At 54.5% G+C, this 25,080-nt stretch carries 26 protein-coding genes; 14 read left to right on the top strand and 12 right to left on the bottom strand.

The features are described from left to right. The first annotated feature begins 60 nt into the window (after positions 1-60). The 3 genes from secB (at position 61) to cysE (ending at position 2,459) form a co-directional block, all read left to right on the top strand. Positions 61-528 carry a protein-export chaperone SecB gene (gene secB, locus WLO31_RS20555; RefSeq protein ID WP_121266219.1) on the top strand — a complete coding sequence of 156 codons (468 nt, stop codon included), beginning with the start codon at positions 61-63 and terminating at the stop codon, positions 526-528. Beyond that, entirely contained in the window at positions 528-1,547 is a 1,020-nt protein-coding gene (gene gpsA / locus WLO31_RS20550) for an NAD(P)H-dependent glycerol-3-phosphate dehydrogenase (RefSeq protein ID WP_435928353.1), read from the top strand. Before secB ends, gpsA begins: the two co-directional genes overlap by 1 nt. 90 nt (positions 1,548-1,637) lie before the next feature. Then, entirely contained in the window at positions 1,638-2,459 is an 822-nt protein-coding gene (gene cysE / locus WLO31_RS20545; protein WP_435928352.1) for a serine O-acetyltransferase, read from the top strand. Here cysE and trmL read toward each other — a convergent pair. The 3 genes from trmL to cpxR form a co-directional block, all read right to left on the bottom strand. Beyond that, positions 2,456-2,929, bottom strand: coding sequence for a tRNA (uridine(34)/cytosine(34)/5-carboxymethylaminomethyluridine(34)-2'-O)-methyltransferase TrmL (trmL, locus tag WLO31_RS20540; protein WP_435928351.1), 474 nt, complete (start codon positions 2,927-2,929; stop codon positions 2,456-2,458). The genes cysE and trmL overlap by 4 nt on opposite strands. An 88-nt stretch (positions 2,930-3,017) precedes the next feature. After that, positions 3,018-4,391, bottom strand: a complete 1,374-nt coding sequence (gene cpxA, locus WLO31_RS20535) for an envelope stress sensor histidine kinase CpxA (RefSeq protein WP_435928350.1) — start codon at positions 4,389-4,391, stop codon at positions 3,018-3,020. Beyond that, a complete protein-coding gene (gene cpxR / locus WLO31_RS20530; protein ID WP_435928349.1) occupies positions 4,388-5,086 on the bottom strand; it encodes an envelope stress response regulator transcription factor CpxR in 699 nt (232 codons plus the stop codon). Before cpxR ends, cpxA begins: the two co-directional genes overlap by 4 nt. Positions 5,087-5,236: 150 nt before the next feature. On the opposite strand from cpxR, the gene cpxP reads away from it, so the two are divergent. From cpxP to WLO31_RS20485, 9 genes are all read left to right on the top strand, one after another. After that, complete coding sequence (gene cpxP / locus WLO31_RS20525; protein WP_435928347.1) at positions 5,237-5,746, top strand: cell-envelope stress modulator CpxP; 510 nt, start codon at positions 5,237-5,239, stop codon at positions 5,744-5,746. A 123-nt stretch (positions 5,747-5,869) separates the two neighbouring features. Next, positions 5,870-6,772 (top strand): CDF family cation-efflux transporter FieF, encoded by a 903-nt coding sequence (fieF, locus tag WLO31_RS20520; RefSeq protein WP_435928345.1) that lies wholly within the window; start codon positions 5,870-5,872, stop codon positions 6,770-6,772. Positions 6,773-6,958: 186 nt separating this feature from the next. Beyond that, positions 6,959-7,921, top strand: a complete 963-nt coding sequence (gene pfkA, locus WLO31_RS20515) for a 6-phosphofructokinase (protein ID WP_435928344.1) — start codon at positions 6,959-6,961, stop codon at positions 7,919-7,921. 148 nt (positions 7,922-8,069) lie between these two features. Next, positions 8,070-9,059 (top strand): sulfate ABC transporter substrate-binding protein, encoded by a 990-nt coding sequence (locus WLO31_RS20510; RefSeq protein WP_435928343.1) that lies wholly within the window; start codon positions 8,070-8,072, stop codon positions 9,057-9,059. 423 nt (positions 9,060-9,482) lie between these two features. Then, positions 9,483-10,811 (top strand): MFS transporter, encoded by a 1,329-nt coding sequence (locus WLO31_RS20505; protein ID WP_435928342.1) that lies wholly within the window; start codon positions 9,483-9,485, stop codon positions 10,809-10,811. 16 nt (positions 10,812-10,827) lie between these two features. Further along, positions 10,828-11,778, top strand: a complete 951-nt coding sequence (locus tag WLO31_RS20500; RefSeq protein WP_435928340.1) for an aminoimidazole riboside kinase — start codon at positions 10,828-10,830, stop codon at positions 11,776-11,778. 3 nt (positions 11,779-11,781) lie between these two features. Beyond that, a complete protein-coding gene (locus WLO31_RS20495) occupies positions 11,782-12,822 on the top strand; it encodes an ADP-ribosylglycohydrolase family protein (RefSeq protein WP_435928339.1) in 1,041 nt (346 codons plus the stop codon). A 62-nt stretch (positions 12,823-12,884) separates the two neighbouring features. Then, on the top strand, positions 12,885-13,607 hold the full coding sequence (locus tag WLO31_RS20490; RefSeq protein ID WP_435928338.1) for a GntR family transcriptional regulator: 723 nt from the start codon (positions 12,885-12,887) through the stop codon (positions 13,605-13,607). Between the two features lie 83 nt (positions 13,608-13,690). Then, complete coding sequence (locus tag WLO31_RS20485; RefSeq protein ID WP_435928337.1) at positions 13,691-14,995, top strand: SLC13 family permease; 1,305 nt, start codon at positions 13,691-13,693, stop codon at positions 14,993-14,995. Between the two features lie 41 nt (positions 14,996-15,036). On the opposite strand, the gene tpiA is transcribed toward WLO31_RS20485, so the two are convergent. Both tpiA and WLO31_RS20475 read right to left on the bottom strand, forming a co-directional pair. Next, positions 15,037-15,804, bottom strand: a complete 768-nt coding sequence (gene tpiA / locus WLO31_RS20480; protein ID WP_435928335.1) for a triose-phosphate isomerase — start codon at positions 15,802-15,804, stop codon at positions 15,037-15,039. A 109-nt stretch (positions 15,805-15,913) separates the two neighbouring features. Beyond that, complete coding sequence (locus WLO31_RS20475) at positions 15,914-16,513, bottom strand: YiiQ family protein (protein ID WP_435928334.1); 600 nt, start codon at positions 16,511-16,513, stop codon at positions 15,914-15,916. A 111-nt stretch (positions 16,514-16,624) separates the two neighbouring features. Between WLO31_RS20475 and WLO31_RS20470 the strand changes: the two genes are divergently transcribed. Beyond that, a complete protein-coding gene (locus WLO31_RS20470) occupies positions 16,625-17,044 on the top strand; it encodes a DUF805 domain-containing protein (protein WP_435928333.1) in 420 nt (139 codons plus the stop codon). A gap of 2 nt (positions 17,045-17,046) precedes the next feature. Here WLO31_RS20470 and fpr read toward each other — a convergent pair whose 3' ends face one another. From fpr to WLO31_RS20450, 4 genes are all read right to left on the bottom strand, one after another. After that, positions 17,047-17,793 (bottom strand): ferredoxin--NADP(+) reductase, encoded by a 747-nt coding sequence (gene fpr / locus WLO31_RS20465; protein ID WP_435928332.1) that lies wholly within the window; start codon positions 17,791-17,793, stop codon positions 17,047-17,049. 98 nt (positions 17,794-17,891) lie between these two features. Further along, positions 17,892-18,902: a class II fructose-bisphosphatase gene (gene glpX / locus WLO31_RS20460; RefSeq protein ID WP_435928331.1), complete on the bottom strand. Its 1,011-nt coding sequence runs from the start codon at positions 18,900-18,902 to the stop codon at positions 17,892-17,894. 118 nt (positions 18,903-19,020) lie between these two features. Then, a complete protein-coding gene (gene glpK, locus WLO31_RS20455) occupies positions 19,021-20,535 on the bottom strand; it encodes a glycerol kinase GlpK (RefSeq protein ID WP_435928329.1) in 1,515 nt (504 codons plus the stop codon). Positions 20,536-20,560: 25 nt separating this feature from the next. Further along, entirely contained in the window at positions 20,561-21,412 is an 852-nt protein-coding gene (locus WLO31_RS20450; protein WP_435928328.1) for an MIP/aquaporin family protein, read from the bottom strand. A gap of 441 nt (positions 21,413-21,853) precedes the next feature. Here WLO31_RS20450 and zapB point away from each other — a divergent pair, with 441 nt between their 5' ends. After that, positions 21,854-22,093, top strand: a complete 240-nt coding sequence (gene zapB, locus WLO31_RS20445; protein ID WP_167614704.1) for a septal ring assembly protein ZapB — start codon at positions 21,854-21,856, stop codon at positions 22,091-22,093. 63 nt (positions 22,094-22,156) lie between these two features. Here zapB and rraA read toward each other — a convergent pair whose 3' ends face one another. The 3 genes from rraA to hslU all read right to left on the bottom strand — a co-directional run bounded on the left by rraA (position 22,157) and on the right by hslU (position 25,075). Continuing rightward, a complete protein-coding gene (gene rraA, locus WLO31_RS20440; protein ID WP_167614705.1) occupies positions 22,157-22,642 on the bottom strand; it encodes a ribonuclease E activity regulator RraA in 486 nt (161 codons plus the stop codon). 92 nt (positions 22,643-22,734) lie between these two features. After that, a complete protein-coding gene (menA, locus tag WLO31_RS20435) occupies positions 22,735-23,664 on the bottom strand; it encodes a 1,4-dihydroxy-2-naphthoate polyprenyltransferase (protein WP_435928327.1) in 930 nt (309 codons plus the stop codon). Between the two features lie 76 nt (positions 23,665-23,740). Next, positions 23,741-25,075 carry an HslU--HslV peptidase ATPase subunit gene (hslU, locus tag WLO31_RS20430; RefSeq protein WP_435928326.1) on the bottom strand — a complete coding sequence of 445 codons (1,335 nt, stop codon included), beginning with the start codon at positions 25,073-25,075 and terminating at the stop codon, positions 23,741-23,743. Positions 25,076-25,080 lie beyond the last annotated feature (5 nt).

The raw sequence follows: 25,080 nt of genomic DNA, 5'->3' as shown, positions 1-25,080 counted from the left end.
GTTTGTCTGCCGTCAGGCGCGGATAAATAAAGGACGTATTAATTTTTTAAGGGTTTAACAATGTCAGAACAAAACAACACAGAAATGGCTTTCCAGATTCAGCGCGTTTACACCAAGGATATCTCTTTTGAAGCGCCAAATGCGCCTCACGTTTTCCAGAAAGACTGGCAGCCAGAAGTTAAGCTGGACCTGGACACCGCTTCCAGCCAGCTGGCGGACGATGTATATGAAGTTGTGCTGCGCGTAACCGTGACCGCAACGCTGGGTGAAGACACTGCATTCCTGTGTGAAGTGCAGCAGGCAGGCATCTTCTCCATCGGCGGTATCGAAGGCACGCAAATGGCACACTGCCTGGGCGCGTACTGCCCGAACATTCTGTTCCCGTATGCGCGTGAAGCAATCACTAGCCTGGTTTCTCGTGGCACCTTCCCGCAGCTGAACCTTGCACCGGTTAACTTCGATGCACTGTTCATGAGCTATCTGCAGCAGCAATCTGGCGAAGGTGCTGAAAACCATCAGGATGCCTGATGAACAGCCTTAATGCTTCAATGACTGTGATCGGTGCCGGCTCTTACGGCACCGCTCTTGCCATCACGCTGGCAAGAAACGGCCATCACGTTGTCCTGTGGGGCCACGATCCGAAACATATTGCTAAATTACAAGCCGATCGCTGTAACGTAGCCTTCCTTCCTGATGTCCCCTTCCCGGACTCGCTTCACCTCGAAAGCGATTTAGCCACTGCGCTTTTGGCAAGCCGCAATATTCTGGTGGTCGTGCCCAGTCACGTCTTCGGGCAGGTGTTACGCCAAATCAAACCGCTGATGCGTCCGGATGCGCGAATAGTCTGGGCAACCAAGGGCCTGGAAGCGGAAACCGGGCGCCTGTTGCAGGACGTTGCGCGTGAAGCGCTGGGGGAAAGCGTACCGCTTGCGGTTATTTCAGGACCAACTTTTGCCAAAGAGCTTGCCGCTGGTTTACCTACGGCAATTGCTCTGGCGGCAACCGACGAAAGTTTCGCGCAGGACCTTCAGCAGCTGCTGCACTGCGGCAAAAGCTTCCGCGTCTACAGCAATCCGGATTTTATCGGGGTTCAGCTGGGTGGCGCCGTGAAAAACGTTATTGCGATTGGCGCAGGAATGTCCGACGGCATTGGTTTTGGTGCGAATGCGCGTACCGCGCTTATTACTCGCGGGCTTGCCGAGATGACCCGCCTTGGCACAGCGCTGGGCGCCGATCCTGAAACCTTTATGGGGATGGCAGGGCTTGGCGATCTGGTGCTGACCTGTACCGATAACCAATCCCGCAACCGGCGCTTTGGCATGATGCTGGGGCAGGGAATGGACGTGGAGGCATCGCAACAGAAAATCGGCCAGGTGGTTGAAGGCTACCGCAATACGAAAGAGGTGCGGGAGCTGGCGGCGCGTTTTGGCGTCGAAATGCCAATAACCGAGGAAATTTATCAGGTATTATATTGCGGAAAAAACGCTCGCGAGGCAGCATTAACGCTGCTTGGTCGAACACGCAAGGATGAACGGAGCAGCAACTAACGAAAGTTGCGAATGAGGGAACAACACAACCGCAATTACTGAAGCGATCCGGTCTTCGCGCCGGACGCTGTTTTCTGTCTGGAGAGAGCAATGTCGTCTGAAGAACTGGATCTGGTGTGGAATAACATTAAAGCCGAAGCGCGAGCGCTTGCCGATTGTGAACCAATGTTGGCCAGTTTTTACCACGCAACTCTCCTCAAGCACGAAAACCTCGGCAGCGCTTTAAGCTATATGCTCGCTAACAAGCTGGCCTCGCCGATTATGCCTGCCATCGCCATCCGTGAAGTTGTGGAAGAAGCCTATGCGGCAGAGCCGCAAACGATCGCTTCCGCCGCCTGCGACATTCAGGCCGTGCGTAGCCGCGACCCGGCGGTAGACAAATATTCAACGCCCTTACTTTATCTGAAAGGTTTTCATGCGCTGCAGGCCTATCGTATTGGCCACTGGTTATGGAAAGAGGGGCGGCAGGCGCTGGCCATCTTCCTGCAGAATCAGGTTTCCGTCTCCTTTCAGGTCGACATTCATCCGGCGGCGAAAATCGGCTGTGGCATTATGCTTGACCATGCGACGGGCATCGTGATCGGGGAAACGGCGATCGTGGAAAACGACGTGTCGATTCTGCAGTCGGTTACCCTTGGCGGCACAGGTAAAACGAGCGGCGATCGTCATCCAAAAATCCGCGAAGGCGTGATGATTGGTGCGGGGGCGAAAATTCTCGGCAACATTGAGGTCGGGCGCGGCGCCAAAATTGGCGCGGGTTCCGTAGTGCTTCAGCCTGTACCGCCGCATACGACCGCGGCCGGTGTACCTGCGCGTATCGTTGGCAAGCCGGAAAGCGATAAGCCCGCCATTGATATGGATCAGCATTTCAACGGCGCGAATAACGGCTTCGAATACGGCGACGGCATTTAACTTCTTAGCACGGCGCCGGGGTATCCAAGCTGGCGCCACGCCTCATACACCACCACAGATACCGCGTTAGACAGATTCATACTGCGGCTGTCCGGCATCATTGGAATACGGATTTTTTGATCGGCAGGCAATGCGTCAAGAATGCTTGCCGGCAGGCCGCGTGTTTCCGGACCAAAGACCAGATAATCCCCGTTCTGATAGTTTACTGCGCTGTGCGCAGGCGTACCTTTTGTTGTTAAGGCAAACAGGCGCTGCGGATTTTCTGCTGCAAGAAACGCCGTGTAGCTGGCATGGCGGGTCACGGCGGTGAATTCGTGGTAGTCCAGGCCCGCGCGGCGCAGACGCTTATCATCCCAGCCAAAGCCCGTCGGCTCGATAATATGCAGGCGAAAGCCGGTATTAGCGCAAAGACGAATAATATTTCCGGTGTTCGGTGGGATTTCCGGTTCAAACAACACGATATTCAGCATACGACCCCCATAAGGCAAGGGGCGCAGAATAGCAAAATTTAGGGCAGGAAGGAAAAACAGGCCCGCATAGAGCCGACATAAAAGCCTGTCAGTTACGATGATAGAGCGGTAGCCAGATGACCAGCCGCAACCCGCCAAGCGGGCTGTCTTCGGCTTTCACCCAGCCACGATGCTGCTGAACCGCCGTTTCAACGATGGCGAGCCCTAAACCAGTCCCGCCTGATTCACGATCTCTTGCTTCGTCTGTACGGTAGAACGGACGGAAGATTTGCTCACGATCGGACGGGCTAACGCCCGGACCATCATCGTCCACGGTAACGGTAATTCCTTGATTATCTACAGAGAAATTCACGGCGATCTTGGTGTGTGAATAACGCAGCGCATTGCGGACAATATTTTCCAGCGCGCTTTCCAGCGAGTTTGGGTTGCCGTACATCAGCCACGGGCCCGGCGGGTAGGTGACCTCCAGCGATTTACCCATCTGCTCGGCCTCAAAGGCTGCGTTATCCAGCACTTCGGACCAGATTTGGTTCGCTTTCATGGTTTCGCTGGCCAGCGCGTTTTTTTGCTGATTGCGGGACATGACTAACAGATCGTTAATCATGCCGTCCAGGCGTTGAGCCTCGGTTTCGATACGCTCAAGCTCTTTGCTTTCGCCGCTTTTACGCCGCAGAAGGGCGGTGCCAAGCTGCAGACGAGTCAGCGGGGTGCGTAATTCGTGCGAGATATCCGACAGCAGACGTTGCTGCGTTGTCATCATTCTTTCCAGCGCGGTCACCATCTGGTTGAAACTGGCACCGGCAGCAAGAAACTCCTGCGGGCCTGCCTCCAGCTCAGGGTGCTGGCGTAAATTCCCCTGCGCCACCTCATCAGCCGCATTTTTCAACTTACGCGCGGGTTTTGCGAGGCTCCACGCCAGCCATAAAAGCAGCGGCGAGCTGACCAGCATAGTGACAATCAACAGCAGCAGCGGCCTGTCGAACAGCAGGTTGATAAAGTCGGACTGGGAGTTGCTGGCCGGGCGAATGAGATAGAGCTGATAATTATCTTCCCCATCGCGAACGGAAAAGGGCCCTACTAACTCAACGCGGCCATATTTTTTCTTCTGCGGACGATCGGCGTTGTCAGACTGGCCGATAAAGTTACGGATAATCTGCATTTCGTTGCGCTGGGCGCCGATGACCCGCCCTTCGCTGGTAACGAGCAGGAGACGTTGCCCGGGCGGGGCCCACTTATCAATGGCTCTAAACAGGCGGCGCCACCACATCAGGTCGTTAGGCGGATCGTTTTCCAGCTCCGCTTCGACATGCTGTTCAATCATGATGCCTTGACGTTGCTCATTTTCCATCAGTTCGGTCATCTGACGCGAATCCAGTTTTGGCAGCATCAGCACCAGCATCAACACCAATGCTAACGTCAACCAGAAGATGGCGAAAATACGCGCGGTAAGGCTGCTTATCATGAAGCGGACACCATCAGATATCCTCTTCCACGCAGCGTTTTAAACCATGGGTGCCCGTCTTTGCGATCGGGTAATTTGCGGCGCAAATTGGAGATATGCATGTCGATGGCGCGATCGAACGGCGTCAAACGCTTACCTAAAACTTCCTGGCTCAGATGTTCACGCGAAACGACCTGGCCTAAATGCTGCGCTAACAGATACAGCAGGGTGAATTCGGTACCGGTTAAATCGAGCGCCTGGCCGTCAAAGCTGGCTTCCTGGCGGCCGGGATTGAGGTTTAATCCATCAACTTCCACCGTTGGTGAACCGCTGTCGCTATTTTGCTGCTGCTCGCTCCAGTGCGAACGGCGCAAAATAGCGCGTATACGGGCCACCAGTTCACGATCGTTGAACGGTTTAGGAAGATAGTCGTCTGCGCCTAATTCAAGGCCAAGAACGCGGTCCAGCTCGCTTCCGCGCGCGGTAAGCATAATGACAGGGGTCTGGTGTGTCTGGCGTAGCTCTTTTAAGGTATCAATGCCGTTTTTCTTCGGCATCATCACGTCGAGCAATAACAGGTCGATGCTGTCGTCTAAAAGCTCTAACGCTTGTTCACCGTCGTGCGCGACAAGTACGTTAAAGCCTTCCATGTCGAGCAGTTCCTTTAATAGGGAAGTAAGCTCTCGGTCATCATCAACTAGCAGAATTTTATTCATTGTTAAATTACCTCCGGGGCAGAAATTACGTCATCAAGGCGCGCTAATCCATGACTTTACGTTGTTTTACACCCCCTGACGCTAGTTTGCAGCGGGAATCGTAGACTGGCTCTCGTTGAATCGCAGCACACACGATTTCGGGAGCAAGTGATGCGCAATGTTACCGCTGTCGTCATGGCCTCAACGCTGGCGATCGTAACGCTAACCAGCCAGGCCGCAGATTTATCAACCAGCGATAACTGGCACTCCGGTGAGGAGCTCGCGAAACGTAACAGTGTTCAAAGCCACATGTTTGACGGCATTAATTTAACTGAACAGCAACGCCAGCAGATGCGCGATCTGATGCAGCGTGCAAGGCATGATAGCCCACCTGTGAACGTTCGCGAAATGGAGGCCATGCATAATCTGGTCACCGCAGAAAATTTTGACGAAACGGCTGTACGTGTTCAGGCTGAAAAAATGGCACAGGAGCAGGTTGCTCGCCAGGTTGAAATGGCAAAAGTACGCAACCAAATGTACCGCCTGTTAACGCCTGAGCAGCAGGCCGTTTTGCATGACAAACATCAACAGCGCATGAATCAATTTCGTGAACTGGCGGATCTGCAGCGGATGACTTCGTTGCAGGCACTGAGTAGTAGCAATACCCGCAGTAACCAGTAACAAACCTGTTTTCCTTGCCATAGACACCATCCCTGTCTTCCCCGCCTGACCAGGCGGGTTTTTTTTGCCTGAGTAACCGGACTCATCCGCTATACTAGCCAGCATTAATTTGTTGGAGCCCCTATGAATCAACAATATGGCAAGTTGGTCAGCCGCGCGGCGATCGCTGCAACGGTAATGGCATTGCTGTTACTTTTGATTAAAATTTTCGCCTGGTGGTATACCGGTTCGGTCAGTATTCTGGCATCGCTGGTTGATTCACTGGTGGACATTGCCGCGTCGCTAACGAACCTTCTTGTTGTGCGCTATTCGCTGCAGCCTGCGGACGAAGAGCATACTTTCGGGCACGGTAAAGCAGAATCGCTGGCGGCGCTGGCGCAAAGTATGTTTATTTCAGGTTCGGCGCTGTTCCTCTTTTTAACCGGGATCCAGCACCTGGCCGACCCTGCGCCGATGAAACAGCCGCTTGTGGGCGTCGTGGTTACCGTCATCGCGCTAATTAGCACGCTAATTCTTGTCACTTTTCAACGCTGGGTGGTGCGAAAAACGCAAAGTCAGGCGGTCCGGGCGGATATGCTTCATTATCAGTCTGATGTTATGATGAACGGCGCGATTCTTATCGCGCTTGCGTTATCCTGGTACGGCTGGCATCGCGCTGATGCGCTGTTTGCGCTAGGGATCGGCGTCTATATTTTGTATAACGCGATTCGCATGGGCCATGAGGCCGTGCAGTCCCTTTTAGACCGTGCCTTACCGGATACTGAACATCAGGCCATTATTGCTATCGTCACCTCATGGCCGGGCGTCCGGGGAGCGCATGATTTACGTACGCGGCAGTCAGGGCCGACCCGCTTTATTCAGCTTCATATCGAAATGGAAGATAATTTACCGCTTGTTCAGGCGCATATTATTGCCGAACAGGTGGAACAGGCGATCCTGCATCATTTTCCCGGATCGGATGTGATTATTCACCAGGATCCCTGCTCGGTCGTTCCTGCGGAACGGCAAGGGCATTTTGAGCTTTAGTTTATCGTTGTAGAAAAGCAGACATCGGCGGCATTTTATGGGTAAATTACCGCCATATGGCCTGACCTGAATCAATTCAGCTGGAAGCGGTTGTTATACTATTTGCAGCAGAGTCGAAGCCTCGGTTTGCCCGCAGGCTGTTTCCGGCAACAGGATTAATTTTGCATTCAAAGTTCAGAGGTAGTCATGATCAAAAAAATTGGTGTGTTGACGAGTGGCGGTGATGCGCCGGGCATGAACGCCGCCATTCGCGGTGTGGTTCGTGCGGCATTGTCAGAAGGTCTGGAAGTCGCGGGTGTTTATGATGGCTATCTTGGTTTGTATGAAGATCGCATGATTAACCTGGACCGCTACAGCGTGTCCGACATGATCAACCGTGGCGGCACTTTCCTCGGCTCCGCTCGTTTCCCGGAATTCCGCGATGAGAAAATCCGCGCGGTGGCTATCGAGAATTTGAAGAAACGCGGTATTGATGCGCTGGTTGTTATCGGCGGCGACGGCTCCTATATGGGAGCCAAGCGCCTGACCGAAATGGGCTTCCCGTGCATCGGCCTGCCGGGCACGATTGATAACGACATTAAAGGCACCGACTACACCATCGGTTTCTTTACCGCGCTGGAAACGGTAGTAGAAGCTATCGACCGCCTGCGCGATACCTCCTCTTCTCACCAGCGTATTTCAATCGTTGAGGTCATGGGCCGTTACTGTGGCGATCTGACGCTGGCCGCGTCAATCGCAGGCGGCTGTGAGTTTGTGGTACTGCCTGAGGTGGAATTCAACCGCGAAGATCTGGTTGCAGAAATTAAAGCGGGTATTGCTAAAGGTAAGAAACACGCGATTGTCGCTATTACCGAGCACATCTGTGATATCGACGAGCTGGCCAAATACATTGAGACAGAAACCAGGCGCGAAACGCGGGCCACCGTTCTGGGCCATATCCAGCGTGGCGGTTCCCCTGTCGCTTACGACCGTATTCTGGCGTCCCGCATGGGCGCTTATTCAATTGAGCTGCTGTTACAGGGCCACGGTGGGCGTTGCGTGGGTATCCAGAACGAAAAGCTGGTTCACCATGACATCATCGACGCCATCGAAAATATGCAGCGTCCGTTCAAGGGCGACTGGCTGGACTGCGCTAAAAAGCTGTACTAGATCAGCTGGCAGAAATAGCCGGGGAAACCCGGCTTTTTTATGCGCCTTTATATGTCCAATAATTATAACCAATCTTTTTTTATTCTTTAATCAATAGATAAGTTTCTGGCAGGCTGAGTTCATCCAGCGACAGATAAGAGAGCATACGATGAACAAGTGGGGAGTGGGATTAACTTTACTTTTGGCCTCTGGCAGCGTTCTGGCAAAAGACGTGCAATTACTTAACGTCTCTTACGATCCGACACGTGAACTGTACGAAGAGTACAACAAGGCTTTCAGCGCGCACTGGAAACAGGAAACCGGCGACAACGTGGTAGTGCGTCAGTCTCACGGTGGCTCAGGTAAGCAAGCGACTTCGGTGATCAATGGCATTGAAGCAGACGTTGTAACCCTTGCGCTGGCCTATGATGTCGATGCCATTGCCGAGCGTGGCCGCATCGATAAAAACTGGATCAAACGCCTGCCGGATAACTCTGCGCCTTATACCTCCACCATTGTATTTCTGGTGCGCAAAGGTAACCCGAAACAAATTCATGACTGGAACGATCTGATTAAACCGGGCGTTTCCGTTATCACTCCGAATCCAAAAAGCTCCGGGGGCGCACGCTGGAACTACCTGGCCGCATGGGGCTACGCCCTGCACCACAACAATAACGACCAGGCGAAAGCCCAGGACTTTGTCAAAGCGCTGTTTAAAAATGTAGAGGTGCTGGACTCCGGCGCGCGCGGCTCAACTAATACCTTTGTGGAACGCGGCATTGGCGATGTGCTGATCGCCTGGGAAAACGAAGCCCTGCTGGCGACCAATAAGCTGGGCAAAAACAAGTTCGAGATCGTAACGCCAGGCGAGTCCATCCTGGCTGAGCCTACCGTTTCCGTTGTCGATAAAGTAGCGGAGAAGAAAGGAACGCAGAAAGTGGCCGAAGCGTACCTGAAATATCTTTACTCCCCGACAGGTCAGGAAATTGCCGCAAAGAACTATTATCGTCCACGTAATGTGGAGGTAGCGAAAAAATATGAAAGCGTCTTCCCGAAACTGAAGCTCTACACCATTGACGAAGAGTTCGGCGGCTGGGCTAAAGCTCAGAAAGAGCACTTCTCGAACGGCGGCACCTTCGATCAAATCAGCACGCGTTAATTCTTAGTGCCCGGTGGCCCTGCGCTTGCCGGGCCTGCTCCACGCACCAGAACCCGGAGGGCTTAAGCCGCCGGGTTTTTTATTTGCCCGACAAACGGCATTTCTCCTCTTTTAATGACAGCTACAGAAATTTCACCGTACGGTAAACTTCCCGCCATTCCTGTTTCCTTTATCGTACCCTGCTTTTTTGAGCTGCTTCTCATTCCTGACCTGCGAAAATGTATTGCATGTTAAATTAATGTGAAACCGATCAAAAGATATAAAGGTATACCTTTATATCTTTTACCAATCCCTTACACTCCTCCTTAACGCATTGCCTCACGTTTTTTTGGCGTTACGTATATCAAAAAATTCTTCATTTCACGCAGTTACGTCAACCTTACTCGACATTCTTGCGCATATCCGCGCAAAAGGAATACCGATATGAAACTGTCTATCGTGGAAAAAATTGGTTTTGGCGCCGGAGATATGGCGATTAACGTAGTTATCGTCGCTATGCAGCTTCTGCTGGCATATTTTTACACCGATATTTATGGCCTGCGGGCGGCGGATGTCGGCGTGTTGCTGGTCGTGGTGCGTATGATCGATGCCGTTATCGACCCGGCGATGGGAATGCTCACCGATAAGGTTTCCTCGCGCTGGGGGCGTTACCGTCCCTGGTTACTGTGGTTCGCTATCCCGTTTGGCTTCGCCGTTTATCTGATGTTCATCACGCCGGATGCGGCCTATACGGCGAAGCTGGCGTGGGCCTATTTTACCTACATCCTGATGACGCTGGTCTACACCGCCATCACCATTCCCTATATCTCGATGATCGGGGTGATCACTAACGATCCGGATGAACGTCTCAGCGCCAACGGCTACCGGTTCGTGATGACTAAGATCGCCGCGTTTCTGGTGACGATTGTGGTGCCCATGCTGGCTATCTGGCTGGGGCAGGGCAACAAAGCGCTGGGTTATCAGCTCTCAATGGGGCTGATGGGAGCAATGGGGTCGATACTGTTTATCTTCTGTTTCCTGACCACCCGTGAACGCAGCGAACCTGAACTGCCTTCGCTTAGCGTAAAGCAGCAATTCACGAACCTGCTGCGTAACGACCAGTGGGTGATTCTGGGCGTGGTGATCATGCTGCTGATGTGCGGCTATGTGATCCGCGGTTCGGTCGCGGCTTATTACGCCAAATATTATCTGCAGGGCGGTGACAGTCTGATTTCGCCCTTCCTGACCACCGGCGTGGTGGCTTCCATTCTGGCCATGATCGCCACCACCTGGGTGACGCGATTCTGGGACAAAATCAAAATGTTCCGTTATACCCAGCTGATGACCTTTGCCCTGAGCATTGCGATGTATTTCTGTGTCGGCCAGCAGAACCTGGTGCTCGCATTCGTCTTTTATTTTCTCATTAACTTCTTCTGCGACATGCAAATGCCGGTCTTCTGGTCCTCAATTGCCGAGGCGGTGGATTACGGCGAGAAGAAAACCGGCCTGCGTGTTTCCGGCCTGGCGTTTGGCGGCATTCTGTTCTTCCAGAAATTCGGCATGGGGATCGCCGGCGGCGTGCTGGGCTTCCTGTTAAGCCATTTCGGCTATCAGGCGGAAGTGCAGCAGAGCGCCCGTTCACTGACCGGCATTGCATTAATGATGACGATAATCCCCGCGGTGTTCCACCTGGCGACCGGCCTGCTGATGAAAAAGTATCTTATTAATAATCAGTGTTACCGGGCAATCCAGGCCGAGCTGGCGATGCGGTAGGCCTGAGGAGGCGTAGATGCACCATCTCAATAAAGTCTGGGTCATTGGCGATGCCTCTGTCGATCTGGTGCCGGAGGGAGCCGATAGCTATCTGAAATGCCCCGGCGGCGCTTCCGCAAACGTAGCGGTTTGCGTGGCGCGGCAGGGAGGCCGCTGCGAATTTATTGGCTGCCTGGGCGATGACGATACGGGCCGTTTTCTGCAGCAGACGCTCAGGGATAACGGCGTTGGCGTGGCTTCTTTGCGCCTCGATCCGCAGCAAACCAGCGCGGTGTTGATTGTTAACCTTACAGCGGAGGGCGAGCGCAGTTTTACCTATCTCGTCCATCCCGGCGCGGATACTTTCGTTTCTCTGCAGGATCTGCCCAAGTTTAACGCCAGCGAGTGGCTCTGTTTCAGCTCGATTGGGCTGACGGACAGCCCGGCCCGTGAAGCGTGCCTTGAGGGAGCAAAAAGGATAAGGGCGGCGGGCGGACACGTAATGTTCGATGTCAATCTGCGCGTCAGCATGTGGCGTGACGCCGCTGAGATTAGGCCGCTTATCGCTAAGGCAATCGGCCTGGCCTCCATCTGTAAAGTGTCAGACGATGAGCTGTGCTGGCTGGGCCAGGTGGACCGTTGGCAGGATGCCCGCCATCTCATCCGCGAGCTGGGTTGCGATACCACCATCATTTCGCTGGGTGCAGAAGGCGCCCTGCTGGTATCGCCGGACGGCGAGTTTACTTTTCCGGCGCCGGAAATCGCGGTGGTCGATACCACCGGCGCGGGAGACGCCTTTGTCGGCGGTCTGCTTTACACCCTTTCACGATCGGCGCGCTGGGATCTCCGGCTCCTTGCGGAGGCCATTGATAACGCCAATGTCTGCGGCGCGATGGCGGTGACGGCAAAGGGCGCTATGACCGCGCTGCCTTACCCGGAGCAGCTTGCCGCCTTTCGCAGGAAAATAACATCAAACCATCAGGAGTAATTTATGAAAGTTGAAAACGATAAAATTCTGGGGTGCCTGATTGGTGCCGCTGCGGCCGACGCCATGGGCGCCGCAACTGAGGTACGTACCCAGCAGCAAATCCGTGACTACTTCGGCGGCTGGGTGACCGGTTTTGAAAAGCCGCCGGCAGATACCTTCGGGCGCTGTAATGAGGCCGGTATGTGCACCGACGATTTTATCCAGGCCAAATACATTATCGACGCATTATTACAACATCACCGCCAGGTGAGCGATGCAGCTATGCGCGAAGCATTTCAACGCTGGCTGCAATATCCCTTCTATGCCAACTTTACCGGGCCAACCACCAGGGCCGCCATGAAAGCCATTTTTAACGATAACCGGGCCTCACTGCAGGGGGAGCTGGAGGGGGAAAAGCAGTCGGTACAGATCGTTAATAAAGGCAATGCGGAGGCCACCAACGGCGCTGCAATGAAAATCTGGCCGGCTGCGGTACTGCATCCCGGCGATATTGAGTCGTCTGTTCAGGCCGCGCTGGATATCTGTCGTTTCACTCATAATAACGTGCTGGCGATGTCTGGCGCGGCGGCGATGGCGGCGGCAACCAGCGAAGCGCTGCAAAGCGTCACCAGCGCAGACAGTATTATCGCGGCCGGTATCTACGGGGCTGACAGAGGCTACAGGCTGGCGCAAGAGCAGGGGGCGATGATGGTGGCGGGTCCGTCTGTTGCACGGCGTATTGAGCTGGCGGTTTCTATCGGCAAGCGTCATGCAAGCTGGGAAACAGCGATTGTCGAACTTGCTGATATTATTGGCTCCGGGCTGCATGTCAGCGAGGCGGTGCCTGCGGCGTTCGGCCTGTTCGCATGTTGTCCGCATTCCGCCGTTGATGCTATTATTTCCGGCGTTAATATCGGCAATGATACCGATACTGTTGCCACTATGGTTGGGGCGCTTTCCGGCGCCTTCCACGGTGCCGGCGCTTTTCCTGCCGACTACTTAACCATCATTGACCGTATGAACCATTTCGATTTGGCTGCGCTCGCCAGGCAGATTACGGGCTAACGCAACGCCTACGGGGGCGGCGATAACCTTCCCCCGGCTGGCAGACTTTTGAGGTAAACAGCTTGCAGGTTGATAAAACGAGTTTCACTCCGCTGTATAAGCAGCTGTTTTACATCATCTGCAAGCAGATTCAGAACGGCACCCTGCCGTTAGGCAGCCAGTTGCCCACGCAAAAAGCGCTCGCTCAGAGTTATAACGTCTCGCTGATTGTGGTAAAGCAGGCCTGGAGCGAGCTTATCAATGCCGGCATTATCACCTCTCAGCGCGGCAGCGGCTCTGTCGTCAGCGCGGTGCCGGAAGGCGTAAGCTACGGTCATACCTTTCGCGGTATTACCAGCGATCTGCGCGACGCCAGCGTTGCCGTAGAGAACCGAATTATCGAGATTGCCCCGCGTCGCGCCCGCGATGCGCAGGAGGACGGACTCAGTCTGCCAGCTCATCACCATTACCTTTATATCTCACGTATTCGCTACCTCAATAACCGCCCGTTCAACCACGAGAAAATCTATCTCGACCTGTCGTTCTTTCCGGGTTTAACGCTTACGGCGGAGGCGCTGGAGCACACCTCGCTCTACCAGCTTCTGGATGTGACAAGCGACTCAGCGATAGAAAAAGTAGAGGCTATTTTGCCGGGGGACGATCTCTGTGAAAAACTACAGATTTCGGCAAATAAACCGCTGCTTTCCGTCGCACGCCAGACTTTTATGGCCGGAGAGGAGAGACCGTTTGAGTACTGTCGTTACTATGTGCTGTCCGACTACTTTGGTGAAATCCATTACCATTAGCCCCCCCTTTTTGGGAGGCGAGCGTCCGTTTACAGCACGCCTTTGTCCCCGTAGACTGCTGAAAAAATCTACCGGAGACAGGTATGTCGCACTGGTTTATCCATCCTTTGTTTCTTCCTGCGTTGATTATCCTTGTTACCATCGCGCTCTGGGCTACGTCCGCGCTGCCTGAATACCTTACGGCGTTGCTCTTCTTTGCCGTGGCAATGGTGGCAAAAATCGCCCCGGCAGAAGTTATCTTCAGCGGTTTTGCCTCTTCAGCTTTCTGGCTGGTATTTAGCGGTTTTGTTCTGGGAATCGCTATCCGCAAAACTGGTCTTGCGGATCGGGCGGCAAGGGTAATTTCTGCAAATCTGACGGATTCCTGGGTGCGAATGGTCGGAAGCGTTGTGTTACTCAGCTATGCGCTTGCTTTTGTGATGCCTTCAAATATGGGACGCATCGCTCTGCTGATGCCGATTGTGGCGGCGATGGCGAAACGCGCCGGTATTTTGGAGGGTTCGCGCGCCTGGTTTGGCCTGGCGCTGGCCGTCGGCTTCGGTACCTTCCAGCTCTCCGCCACGATCCTGCCTGCCAACGTGCCTAATCTGGTGATGAGCGGGGCAGCAGAAGGCGCTTACGGTATTCATCTCAACTATCTGCCTTATCTCTGGCTGCATACGCCAGTGCTGGGGATTTTAAAGGGGCTGATCCTCATCGGCCTGATCTGCTGGCTCTTTCCCGGTAAGCCTCAGGCCGTGGAGAAAATTGACCAGCCTGGCACCATGAGCCGTGATGAGAAACGCCTGGCCTGGCTGCTTGCGGCAGTCCTGATGCTTTGGATTAGCGAAAGCCTGCACGGTATTGGCCCGGCCTGGGTGGGGCTTGTCGCCGCCTGTATTACGCTCCTGCCGCGCATTGGATTTATCTCCAGCGAAGAATTTGCCAGCGGGGTAAACGTGCGCACCTGCTTTTACGTGGCAGGCATTCTGGCTTTGGCTTCCACGGTGACGGCAACCGGATTGGGCAGCGTGATGGGGGAAAAATTACTCGCTGTAATGCCGCTTGATGCCGGGCGTCCCTTTACCAGCTTTGCCGCGCTGACGGGCATTACCAGCCTGCTGAACTTCATCGTTACGGCAAACGGCGTGCCGGCGCTGTATACCACCCTTGCAGAGAGTTTTTCGCAGGCAACGGGGTTCCCGCTGTTATCGGTGATTATGGTACAGGTGCTGGGATATTCAACGCCGCTGCTGCCGTATATGGCTTCGCCAATCGTGGTGGCAATGGCGTTAGGGAAGGTGCCCGCAAAAGCCGGGCTTAAGCTCTGCCTGACGCTGGCGCTGGTAACCTTTATAGCGCTGATGCCGCTGGATTACGGCTGGTTCAGGCTGACAGGCCAGCTATAAAAAAGGCTCCGCTTGCGGAGCCTTTTACCTTTCTGCGTTAATTACGCTTTTTTAGCTTCGGCCGCAGCTTTAACGATAACCGCGAAAGCGTCAGCTTTCAGGGAAGCACCGCCAACCAGCGCGCCGTCGATATCCGGCTGGGCAAACAGCTCGGCTGCGTTTTTATCGTTAACGGAACCGCCGTACTGGATGATGACCTGTTCAGCCACTTTCGCATCGGCTTTAGCGATATGATCGCGGATGAATTTGTGCACCGCCTGCGCCTGCGCAGGGGTTGCTGATTTGCCGGTACCGATTGCCCATACTGGTTCGTAAGCGATAACCACGCCTTCGAAAGCCGCCGCGCCCTGAGATTTCAGAACAGCGTCAAGCTGACGAGCACAAACTTCTTCAGTTTTGCCCGCTTCGTTTTCTGCTTCGGTTTCGCCGATGCACAGCACCGGCGTCAGGCCGACTTCTTTCAGCACGGCAAATTTCTTCGCAATCAGCTCGTCAGATTCGGCGTGATAAGTGCGGCGCTCGGAGTGACCGATGATGATGTATTTCGCACCGATATCTTTAAGCATTTCGGCGGACACTTCACCGGTGAATGCGCCAGAGAGGTTAACGTCAACGTTCTGAGCACCCAGCACAATGTGGCTACCGGAAGCTGCATGTTTTGCAAGGTCCAGGTACATGGCGGGAGGGGCAATCGCTACGCCGCAACCGTCAACGCCAGACAGCTCTTTGCGCAGGCCTGCGATCAGCTCGTTAACCATGTGCTTGCTGCCGTTCAGTTTCCAGTTACCCATCACTAAAGGATGTCGCATTTTAATTCTCCACAAGGTCATGCAAATAAAAGAATGGCTGCCTTCAGGGCAGCGTGGTCTGTGAAACAGTATAGAGACTCAGGGGGCCGAAGGCTTTGCTTTTTGTCATTTAATCGCCGTTGTTTAGCGCTTCAGAAAGCGTAAGCTTAATCGGTTCAACCGCGAAAGTTAGTCCTTTTTCGCCGTTGTCCGCTACAACATAGCGAAGCGCGCCTTCGGTCTGGGCAAAGTAGCGTTTGTTTTTCCCGGCGCTGAGCAAGGCGTTAAGCCTTTCCTGGCTTTGCTGCTGAGAAAATATCGGCGTGAAGCTGCGCAGAAGCGCCGCCATATACTCCAGCGCCTTTGCGCGCGCGGCTTTCTGCTCCGGCCCCTGAATGGGCAGCCAGGTTATCTGGATAGATTTGATTTTCAGCGTGCCGCGTTCCAGCGCCGTAGAGGCGTAGAGATTTTCGTTGATCTTGCTGGCCGCCCGCGTCAGGTTCGCCTTATCCCGGCTGGAGTCGATGGCGCGGAATTCACCGATCGGCAGCTTCGGGTTATCGATATTAAATTTTTCGCGAAACTGCGTAATCGTCAGATCGAATGTGGGCGAGCCGGGTAGCAGATAAGGCGCCGGAGGTAAGCCAGGCGGCGTTTCAGACGGTGGATCTGCCCGACTCACCGCAACAGGCAGCGCGATCAGCACAAGGGTGCAGAGCAGATATTTCATCAACAACTTCTCCTGTCATTCATGGCACTGATTAAATCGGCAATCCGTTGGCTTGTCAAAACCAGGCGCTACCAGGGTACACTACGCCGCAAAACTTACAGGAACCTTATCATGACCATACAGCTTTGGCTGTTCTCTTTTAAAGGACGTATCGGGCGTCGCGATTTCTGGATTTGGATCGGCGTCTGGATTGCCGGCCTGGCGATGTTGTTTACCCTGGCCGGGGCCAACATTATGCCTTATTCCACCGCCGGCTTCTTTTTATGCGGCTCATTGATTCCCACGGCTGCGGTGATTGTTAAACGCCTGCACGATCGCAATAAGAAAGGCTGGTGGGCGCTGCTGTTTATTCCGGCGTGGTTGCTTCTGGCGGGTAACTGGGAAGTTTTCGGCAGCGTGGCGCAGTGGGGGCTGGGGCGCTTCATCCCGACGCTGATTCTGGTAATGATGATCATGGACCTGGGCGCGTTCGTCGGCACCCAGGGCGAAAACCGGTTCGGCAAAGAGACAAGCGAAGTAAAATACCGCTGAGTTTACCAGTAGTGCTCGGCGGTCATATGGCCCGGACGACGGCGCAGGTGTTTGCTCATCTGCCGGGTATCTTTCAGCAACTGCTGGGTATCGCGCACCATTTGCGGGTTGCCGCACAGCATCACATGGCTGGTTTCAACATCCATCGGCAGCCCAACCGCCGCTTCCAGCTCGCCGCTTTCAATCAATGCCGGCACTCGCCCGGTTAGCGTACCGGCAATGGTTTCACGGCTGACTACGGTCTGAATGCGTAGTTTGCCGTTGTAGCGCTGCTGCAGCTCCTGCATTAACGGCAGATAGCTGAGATCGCTGGCATAGCGCACGGCGTGCAGCAACACGATATTCTCAAAACGTTCGAGATCTTTACCTTCCTGCAGGATAGAAAGATAAGGTCCAAGCGCGGTGCCGGTAGCCAGCATCCACAACGTTTTGCAGTCAGGGATCTCATCCAGAACAAAGAACCCGGCGGGTTCACTCACTATCATCACTTCGTCGCCCGGTTTCATCACATGCAGGCGCGGGCTGAGTTTACCTTCCGGCACGTTCACCAGATAGAATTCGAGATTGGGATTGCCCGGCGCGTTGACGTAGGAATAGGCGCGCTGCACGCGTTCGCCGTCAATTTCCAGCCCAAGCTTGGTAAACTGCCCGGCGGTAAACGGGGCGACAGGAGCCTGAACCGTGAGGCTGAAGAGAGAATCGGTCCAGTGCTGAACCTGAGTAACTTTACCTTTAACCCAATCCGCCATGTTGCGCTCCTGTTGTTGCTCTTATCTTATCTTCACCAGAATAGTGAAAGATTTCCAGCCGGTACGGGCTGGAAAGCTCAATCAGACAAACGGCGGCCTTACAGAATATGGGCCTGCACGTCCGGATCTTTACGATCGAGATAATGGATGGATTTAATGCGGCGAATGGTGCGCGATTTGCCGCGAATCAGCAGCGTTTCCGTTGTCGCCATATTGCCTTTACGCGTGATGCCCTCGAGCAGATCGCCTTTGGTGATGCCGGTGGCTGAAAAGACCACGTTATCGTTGCGCGCCATATCGTCCAGCTTCAGAACCTTTCCGGCCTCAATGCCCATCGCTTTACAGCGTTCCAGCTCCTGCTCGCCGATACGACGGTTTGCTTCGCTGTCGCCTTTAACGTGATGGCGAGCCAGCAGGCGACCTTGCATATCGCCATCCAGCGCCCGGATAACCGCTGCGGAAATCACGCCTTCAGGCGCGCCGCCGATGCCGTACATTACGTCCACTTCGCTGTCCGGCATGCAGGTCAGAATCGACGCTGCAACGTCGCCGTCAGGAATAGCGAAAACGCGCACGCCTAGTGTTTGCATTTCGGCAATGGTTGCATCATGGCGCGGCTTAGCAAGGATGGTCACGGTAAGCTCGCTGAGCGGCTTGTTGAGTGCGATGGCAACGTTATGCAGATTTTGCGCAAGCGGCAGGCTGAGATCGATAACGCCGCGCGCGCCGGGGCCGACAATCAGTTTTTCCATATACATATCGGGCGCGTTCAGGAAGCTGCCTTTATCGCCGACGGCCAGCACCGCCAGCGCGTTGGCCTGGCCCATCGCCGTCATGCGGGTGCCTTCAATTGGGTCAACGGCAATATCTACCGCATCGCCTTGTCCGGTTCCCACTTTCTCGCCGATATAGAGCATCGGCGCTTCGTCGATTTCCCCTTCGCCAATCACAATCTGGCCGTCGATATTGACCTGATTAAGCATAATGCGCATGGCGTGCACGGCCGCTCCGTCAGCGATATTCTTGTCGCCACGGCCCAGCCATTTATAACCGGCAAGCGCGGCCGCTTCCGTTACGCGGGAAAATTCGATCGCAAGTTCTCGTTTCATTACATACTCATTTAGCAAGCTCAATTGCGACGGAGTGTAGCACAGGCGGGAGATAGCCGGGAAAACCCGGGCCGTGAAGGGGTATAAAAAAGGCCCCATCCGGGGCCCTGGAAAGAGATTAATCTTCGTCGTGCTCTTCCCATGCAAGCGCGCGTTTAACGGCTTTTTTCCAGCCTGCGTAACGGAAGTTGCGCTCGGTGGTTTCGATACCCGGGCGGAACTCTTTTTCGATAACGGCCTTTTCGCTCACTTCGTCCAGGTTCTGCCAGAAGCCAACCGCCAGACCTGCCAGATAAGCGGCACCCAGAGCCGTTACCTCACGTACTTCAGGACGCTCTACGCGAGTGCCAAGGATATCGGACTGGAACTGCATCAGGAAATTGTTGGCTACTGCGCCGCCGTCCACGCGTAATGCGTGCAGGCGAATACCTGAGTCCGCCTGCATTGCTTCGAGCACATCGCGGGTTTGATAAGCGATGGATTCCAGCGTAGCGCGGATGATGTGGTTTGAATTCACCCCACGCGTCAGGCCGAAGATTGCGCCGCGTGCATATGGATCCCAGTAAGGCGCGCCGAGTCCGGTAAAGGCAGGAACCACGTACACGCCGTTGGTATCTTTCACTTTGGTGGCGAAATATTCGGAGTCAAAGGCGTCGCCTATCAGCTTCATCTCGTCGCGCAGCCACTGAATGGATGCGCCGGCCATAAACACCGCGCCTTCCAGAGCGTAGTTCACTTCGCCGCGTGGGCCGCAGGCGATAGTTGTCAGCAGACCATGGCTTGAGGTTACGGCTTTCTCGCCGGTATTCATCAGCATAAAGCAGCCGGTGCCGTAGGTATTTTTCGCCATGCCTTCTTTCACGCAGAGCTGGCCAAACAGCGCCGCCTGCTGGTCGCCTGCGATACCGGCGATCGGAATACGCGTGCCGCCTTTACCGCCGATGTTGGTCTGGCCGTAAATTTCAGAAGACTTACGGACCTGCGGCAGCATGGCGCGTGGAATATCCAGCGCGTCCAGCATTTTGTCGTCCCAGTCCAGATCGTGAATGTTGAACAACATCGTGCGCGAGGCGTTGGTGTAATCGGTCACGTGCACGCGTCCCTGGGTCATCTTCCAGATAAGCCAGGTATCCACCGTTCCGAACAGCAGCTCGCCACGACGGGCGCGCTCGCGTGACCCTTCTACGTGGTCGAGGATCCACTTCACTTTGGTGCCGGAAAAATACGGGTCCACCACCAGACCGGTGGTGCTACGCACGTACTCTTCCATGCCGTCACGCTTAAGCTGCTCGCAGATTTCTGCCGTGCGGCGGCACTGCCAGACGATAGCGTTGTAGATCGGTTTACCGGTTTCGCGTTCCCAGACAATCGCGGTTTCGCGCTGGTTGGTGATGCCAATGGCGGCAATCTGATCGGAGCTGATATCGGCTTTCGCCAGCACTTCTACCAGCGTGGAGCTCTGGGAGGCCCAGATTTCCATCGGATCGTGCTCGACCCAGCCGGGCTTAGGGTAGATTTGCTCAAATTCACGCTGTGACACGCTGACGATATTGGCGTCATGATCCAGGACGACGGCACGGGAGCTGGTGGTGCCCTGGTCGAGCGCGACGATGTACTTTTTTTCAGTGGTCATAAAGTTGTCCCGAAGTCAGTGTTGCTTAAGAAGCGTTTTGTTGTGTAGATGCGCCCGGCGTTTTCTCTGCAACGTCTTCGCAAACGTCGCACGGCAGGTGGTGACCAATCAATTTACGATATCCGAATGCGCCCAGCACGGCACCCGTCAGCGGGCCAAAAATGGGCACCAGGAAGTAAGGAATCTCTTTGCCGCCGGTAAAGGCAATATCGCCCCAGCCTGCCAGCCAGGCGAAAATTTTTGGACCAAAATCACGCGCCGGGTTCATGGCAAAGCCGGTCAGCGGACCCATTGAGGCGCCGATCACGGCAATCAGCAAGCCTATCAGCAAAGGCGCCAGCGGCCCGCGTGGAACGCCGTTGCCATCGTCGGTCAGCGCCAGAATCAAACCCATCAGAATGGCGGTAATGACCATTTCTACGGCAAAGGCCTGCCCCAGGTTGATGTGCGGATTCGGGTAGGTGGAGAAGATGCCGGCTAAGTCCAGGCTTTCCACGCTGCCGCGTACCATGTGATGGGTCTGCTCGTAATCAAGGAACAGATTGTAATACAGGCCGTATACCAGCGCTGCGGCGCAGAATGCGCCTGCGACCTGCGACACAATAAACGGCACGACTTTCCGTTTATCAAAGCAGGCGAACAGCCACAGGGCGATGGTAACGGCAGGGTTGAGATGCGCACCAGAAACGCCGGCGGTTAAGTAGATAGCCATCGCCACTCCCAAACCCCAGATGAAGCTGATTTCCCACTGTCCAAAGACGGCGCCTGCGACTTTTAATGCGGCAACGCATCCCACGCCGAAGAAAATCAACAGCGCGGTACCCATGAACTCTGCGATGCACTGGCCTTTTAAAGTTGGTGAAGCTGTCTGACTCATAGTAGGGTCCTGAAGGCAAAATTGATGGTTATGGTGATTTGAGCATCCCTGCCACCCCTGTGCCATGTAGGCATGGTGTTAATTTATCGTTAACGAACATAAACGAGAAATATCGAACTTAAAAACTGTGGCTTCCGTCATGAAAATGCGCGTTTACGCGCTAAAAAATGAGCATTATCACACAGTGAGAACAGGGGGATGGTCAGGTCCCGTTAACCTGTTTTTTAACAATTAACGATTAAGTCACGTGAAGTCTTTCGGTATATGCTGAAAAACGTCATGTTAAGCAAAGAGCGCGGGAAGCCGCTGGACACGCGATGCGGCGCTACTTACAATCGGGGAAACGCTGCGTGGTGCGCATATATTCACAAAGGCGTCGCCGGTAGCGCCGGGACGAGGATAGCCATCCATCAACGCCTTGCAATTCAGGAGAGATTTGACATGTCATTTGAAGTTTTTGAGAAACTGGAATCGAAAGTACAGCAGGCGATTGACACTATCACGTTGTTGCAGATGGAAATCGAAGAGCTGAAAGAGAAAAACAACAGCCTGGTTCAGGAAATACAGCAGGCGCAGGGCAATCACGAAGAGCTGATCCGCGAGAATAATTCGCTGAAAGAACAACAGCATGTCTGGCAGGAGCGTCTGCACGCGCTGCTGGGCAAAATGGAAGAAGTGTAAGGCCCCGGTCGGCTAAAAGAAAACGGGCGCCCCAGGGCGCCCGTTTTGCATAGTGAGATCGGCTTATTCGATATCAAGCGGATCTTCGGAAAGGATAATGCCGGTGTTGTCCGCGTAAAGGTGATCGCCGGAGAAGAAGGTTACGCCGCCAAAATTAACGCGAATATCGCTTTCGCCGATGCCTTCACCCGCGGCGCCGACGGGAATGGCGGCAATAGCCTGAATGCCGATATCCAGCTCTTCCAGATCGTCCACCTGGCGCACCGCGCCGTAGACCACAATACCTTCCCACTCGTTTTGTGCCGCAAGACGCGCCAGTTCAGCGTCAACCAGGGCACGGCGTACAGAACCGCCGCCGTCGACCAGCAGAACACGGCCACGGCCTTGTTGTTCGAGCAGATCGTACAGCAACCCGTTGTCCTCGAAACATTTCACCGTAATGATTTGCCCGCCAAAAGACGACCGTCCGCCAAAGTTGGAAAACAGCGGTTCAACGACGTTAACATCTTCCTGGTAGATGTCGCAAAGCTCGGAAGTATCATATTTCATAGGATTTAAGTTCTGTTGCTGCAGGAGTTGTCAGTATATCGCTTAATGTTAACTGTTGGCAAAATCATCAATTGTTAATTGATATTTGTCAGCTAAAAATGCCCCTTGCTGAGCACAACGCCTAACGCAAACAACAGGTTAATCAGCAATGCTGCTTTTACCGTACGCTCAAGCATCGGACGAAGAGCGGCAGGCTCCATTTCACGCGTGACGTAAATGGCCTGCTTGATGAGAAGCGGCGTCGCCAGCACAAACAGCCATCCCCACAGGCTTTTCAGCCAAACCAGATTAAATACCGCCAGACACAGCGGCGCGCCCATCAGCAGGCAAACATGGTAGCGGCGGGCTCCAGCTGGTCCCAGACGAACCGCCAGCGTGTTTTTACCGTTCTCGCGGTCGCCGTCGATATCGCGCAAGTTGTTGATATTTAAAACAGCCGTTGCCAGCAAGCCGCAGGCTGTCGCCGGCAGGAACACCAGCGGCGCAAGCGTATGGGCCTGAAGATACCAGCTTCCCGCCACGCTCAGCCAGCCGAAGAAGACCAGCACGGAAATATCGCCCAGCCCCATATAGCCATACGGACGAGTGCCAACCGTGTAGGTAATTGCCGCCACGATAGAAGCCAGGCCGAGCAGCAGAAAACCGAAGAAGTCGGCCGGGGTATGGCAGGCAACGGCAACCAGAGCCAGGCCGGACAGGCAGATAAGCACGACGGTGATCAACAGCGCGCGCTTCATTTGCGCCTGAGTAATGATGCCTTTTTGCATTCCGCGCAAAGGTCCGATGCGATCTTCCTTATCGCTGCCCTTTACCGCATCACCATAATCATTCGCAAGGTTGGAGAGGATTTGCAGCAGCCCCGCCGTCAGCAGGGCAAGGCCGGCCACCGCAGGATCAAATACCCCCTGCCAGTACGCCAGCGCGGAGCCGCAGACGATAGAGGCAAAAGCCAGCGGCAGGGTGCGGAGACGCAGACTTTCCAGCCAGGCCTTCGTTATACTTACAGAGTGCGAATCGTTCATAGTTATGGATGCCAGTGATAAAAAAATGGAGGGCATAAGCCCTCCATTTGCAATGAAGAAAATACGTTGGCCGCGATTATAGGATAAAACGGCTCAGGTCTTCATCTGCTACCAGCTCATCCAGGTGCTTACTCACATAATCAGCATCAATAATAATGGACTGGCCGCTCAGATCGCTGGCTTCGTAAGAGATATCCTCTACCAGACGCTCGAGGACGGTATGCAGACGACGCGCGCCGATGTTCTCGGTAGATTCATTCACCTGCCATGCCGCCTGAGCGATACGACGGATACCGTCTTCGGTAAAGTCGATGTTCACGCCCTCCGTTCCCATCAGCGCTTTGTACTGCACGGTAATGGAAGCGTTTGGCTCAGTCAGAATGCGTTCGAAATCTTCCACGGTCAGCGCCTGCAGCTCAACGCGAATCGGCAGACGGCCCTGCAATTCCGGGATCAGATCGGAAGGGCTTGCCACCTGGAACGCGCCGGAGGCGATAAACAGGATATGGTCAGTTTTCACCATGCCGTGCTTGGTAGAAACGGTGCAGCCTTCAACCAGCGGCAGCAGGTCGCGCTGAACGCCTTCGCGGGAAACATCCGGGCCGGAGCTGTTGCCGCCGCGCTTACAGATTTTATCTATCTCATCGATAAACACGATGCCGTGCTGCTCAACCGCGTCAATCGCGTCCTGCTTCAGCTCTTCCGGATTCACAAGCTTGGCCGCTTCTTCTTCAATCAGCAGCTTCATCGCATCTTTGATTTTCAGCTTGCGCGGTTTCTGCTTCTGGCCGCCCAGATTCTGGAACATGGACTGCAGCTGGCTGGTCATTTCTTCCATGCCAGGAGGCGCCATGATCTCAACGCCCATCGGCGCTGCAGCCAGATCGATTTCGATTTCTTTGTCGTCCAGCTGGCCTTCGCGCAGCTTTTTACGGAATGACTGACGAGCGGCCGATGGCTCCGGCGCCGTTTCGTTCTGGCCCCAGTTGTTTTTCGCCGGTGGGATCAGCGCGTCAAGAATGCGCTCTTCGGCCATCTCTTCAGCGCGGTAACGATTTTTCTCGATAGACTGCAGGCGCACCATTTTCATCGCGGAATCGGTCAGATCGCGAATGATAGAGTCGACTTCCTTACCAACATAGCCCACTTCGGTAAACTTGGTGGCTTCGACTTTGATGAACGGCGCATTGGCCAGTTTCGCCAGACGGCGCGCGATTTCGGTTTTACCGACGCCGGTTGGGCCGATCATCAGAATGTTTTTTGGCGTTACTTCATGGCGCAGCTCTTCGTCCAGCTGCATACGGCGCCAGCGGTTACGCAGCGCAATTGCCACGGAACGCTTGGCGTTGTCCTGGCCGATGATGTGTTTGTTCAGCTCGCTGACAATTTCGCGCGGAGTCATTTCAGACATGGGGG

It is taken from the genome of Dryocola sharpae (assembly GCF_051307055.1).
In the GTDB taxonomy this organism is placed as follows: domain Bacteria; phylum Pseudomonadota; class Gammaproteobacteria; order Enterobacterales; family Enterobacteriaceae; genus Dryocola.
This window is presented reverse-complemented; position numbering and strand designations above follow the sequence as displayed.

What these genes read in the sequence shown, in the direction of transcription:
- secB (WP_121266219.1), top strand. Translation starts at nt 61, where the DNA reads ATGTCAGAACAAAACAACACAGAAATGGCTTTCCAGATTCAGCGCGTT.
- gpsA (WP_435928353.1), top strand. Translation starts at nt 528, where the DNA reads ATGAACAGCCTTAATGCTTCAATGACTGTGATCGGTGCCGGCTCTTAC.
- cysE (WP_435928352.1), top strand. Translation starts at nt 1,638, where the DNA reads ATGTCGTCTGAAGAACTGGATCTGGTGTGGAATAACATTAAAGCCGAA.
- trmL (WP_435928351.1), bottom strand. Translation starts at nt 2,929, where the DNA reads ATGCTGAATATCGTGTTGTTTGAACCGGAAATCCCACCGAACACCGGA.
- cpxA (WP_435928350.1), bottom strand. Translation starts at nt 4,391, where the DNA reads ATGATAAGCAGCCTTACCGCGCGTATTTTCGCCATCTTCTGGTTGACG.
- cpxR (WP_435928349.1), bottom strand. Translation starts at nt 5,086, where the DNA reads ATGAATAAAATTCTGCTAGTTGATGATGACCGAGAGCTTACTTCCCTA.
- cpxP (WP_435928347.1), top strand. Translation starts at nt 5,237, where the DNA reads ATGCGCAATGTTACCGCTGTCGTCATGGCCTCAACGCTGGCGATCGTA.
- fieF (WP_435928345.1), top strand. Translation starts at nt 5,870, where the DNA reads ATGAATCAACAATATGGCAAGTTGGTCAGCCGCGCGGCGATCGCTGCA.
- pfkA (WP_435928344.1), top strand. Translation starts at nt 6,959, where the DNA reads ATGATCAAAAAAATTGGTGTGTTGACGAGTGGCGGTGATGCGCCGGGC.
- WLO31_RS20510 (WP_435928343.1), top strand. Translation starts at nt 8,070, where the DNA reads ATGAACAAGTGGGGAGTGGGATTAACTTTACTTTTGGCCTCTGGCAGC.
- WLO31_RS20505 (WP_435928342.1), top strand. Translation starts at nt 9,483, where the DNA reads ATGAAACTGTCTATCGTGGAAAAAATTGGTTTTGGCGCCGGAGATATG.
- WLO31_RS20500 (WP_435928340.1), top strand. Translation starts at nt 10,828, where the DNA reads ATGCACCATCTCAATAAAGTCTGGGTCATTGGCGATGCCTCTGTCGAT.
- WLO31_RS20495 (WP_435928339.1), top strand. Translation starts at nt 11,782, where the DNA reads ATGAAAGTTGAAAACGATAAAATTCTGGGGTGCCTGATTGGTGCCGCT.
- WLO31_RS20485 (WP_435928337.1), top strand. Translation starts at nt 13,691, where the DNA reads ATGTCGCACTGGTTTATCCATCCTTTGTTTCTTCCTGCGTTGATTATC.
- tpiA (WP_435928335.1), bottom strand. Translation starts at nt 15,804, where the DNA reads ATGCGACATCCTTTAGTGATGGGTAACTGGAAACTGAACGGCAGCAAG.
- WLO31_RS20475 (WP_435928334.1), bottom strand. Translation starts at nt 16,513, where the DNA reads ATGAAATATCTGCTCTGCACCCTTGTGCTGATCGCGCTGCCTGTTGCG.
- WLO31_RS20470 (WP_435928333.1), top strand. Translation starts at nt 16,625, where the DNA reads ATGACCATACAGCTTTGGCTGTTCTCTTTTAAAGGACGTATCGGGCGT.
- fpr (WP_435928332.1), bottom strand. Translation starts at nt 17,793, where the DNA reads ATGGCGGATTGGGTTAAAGGTAAAGTTACTCAGGTTCAGCACTGGACC.
- glpX (WP_435928331.1), bottom strand. Translation starts at nt 18,902, where the DNA reads ATGAAACGAGAACTTGCGATCGAATTTTCCCGCGTAACGGAAGCGGCC.
- glpK (WP_435928329.1), bottom strand. Translation starts at nt 20,535, where the DNA reads ATGACCACTGAAAAAAAGTACATCGTCGCGCTCGACCAGGGCACCACC.
- WLO31_RS20450 (WP_435928328.1), bottom strand. Translation starts at nt 21,412, where the DNA reads ATGAGTCAGACAGCTTCACCAACTTTAAAAGGCCAGTGCATCGCAGAG.
- zapB (WP_167614704.1), top strand. Translation starts at nt 21,854, where the DNA reads ATGTCATTTGAAGTTTTTGAGAAACTGGAATCGAAAGTACAGCAGGCG.
- rraA (WP_167614705.1), bottom strand. Translation starts at nt 22,642, where the DNA reads ATGAAATATGATACTTCCGAGCTTTGCGACATCTACCAGGAAGATGTT.
- menA (WP_435928327.1), bottom strand. Translation starts at nt 23,664, where the DNA reads ATGAACGATTCGCACTCTGTAAGTATAACGAAGGCCTGGCTGGAAAGT.
- hslU (WP_435928326.1), bottom strand. Translation starts at nt 25,075, where the DNA reads ATGTCTGAAATGACTCCGCGCGAAATTGTCAGCGAGCTGAACAAACAC.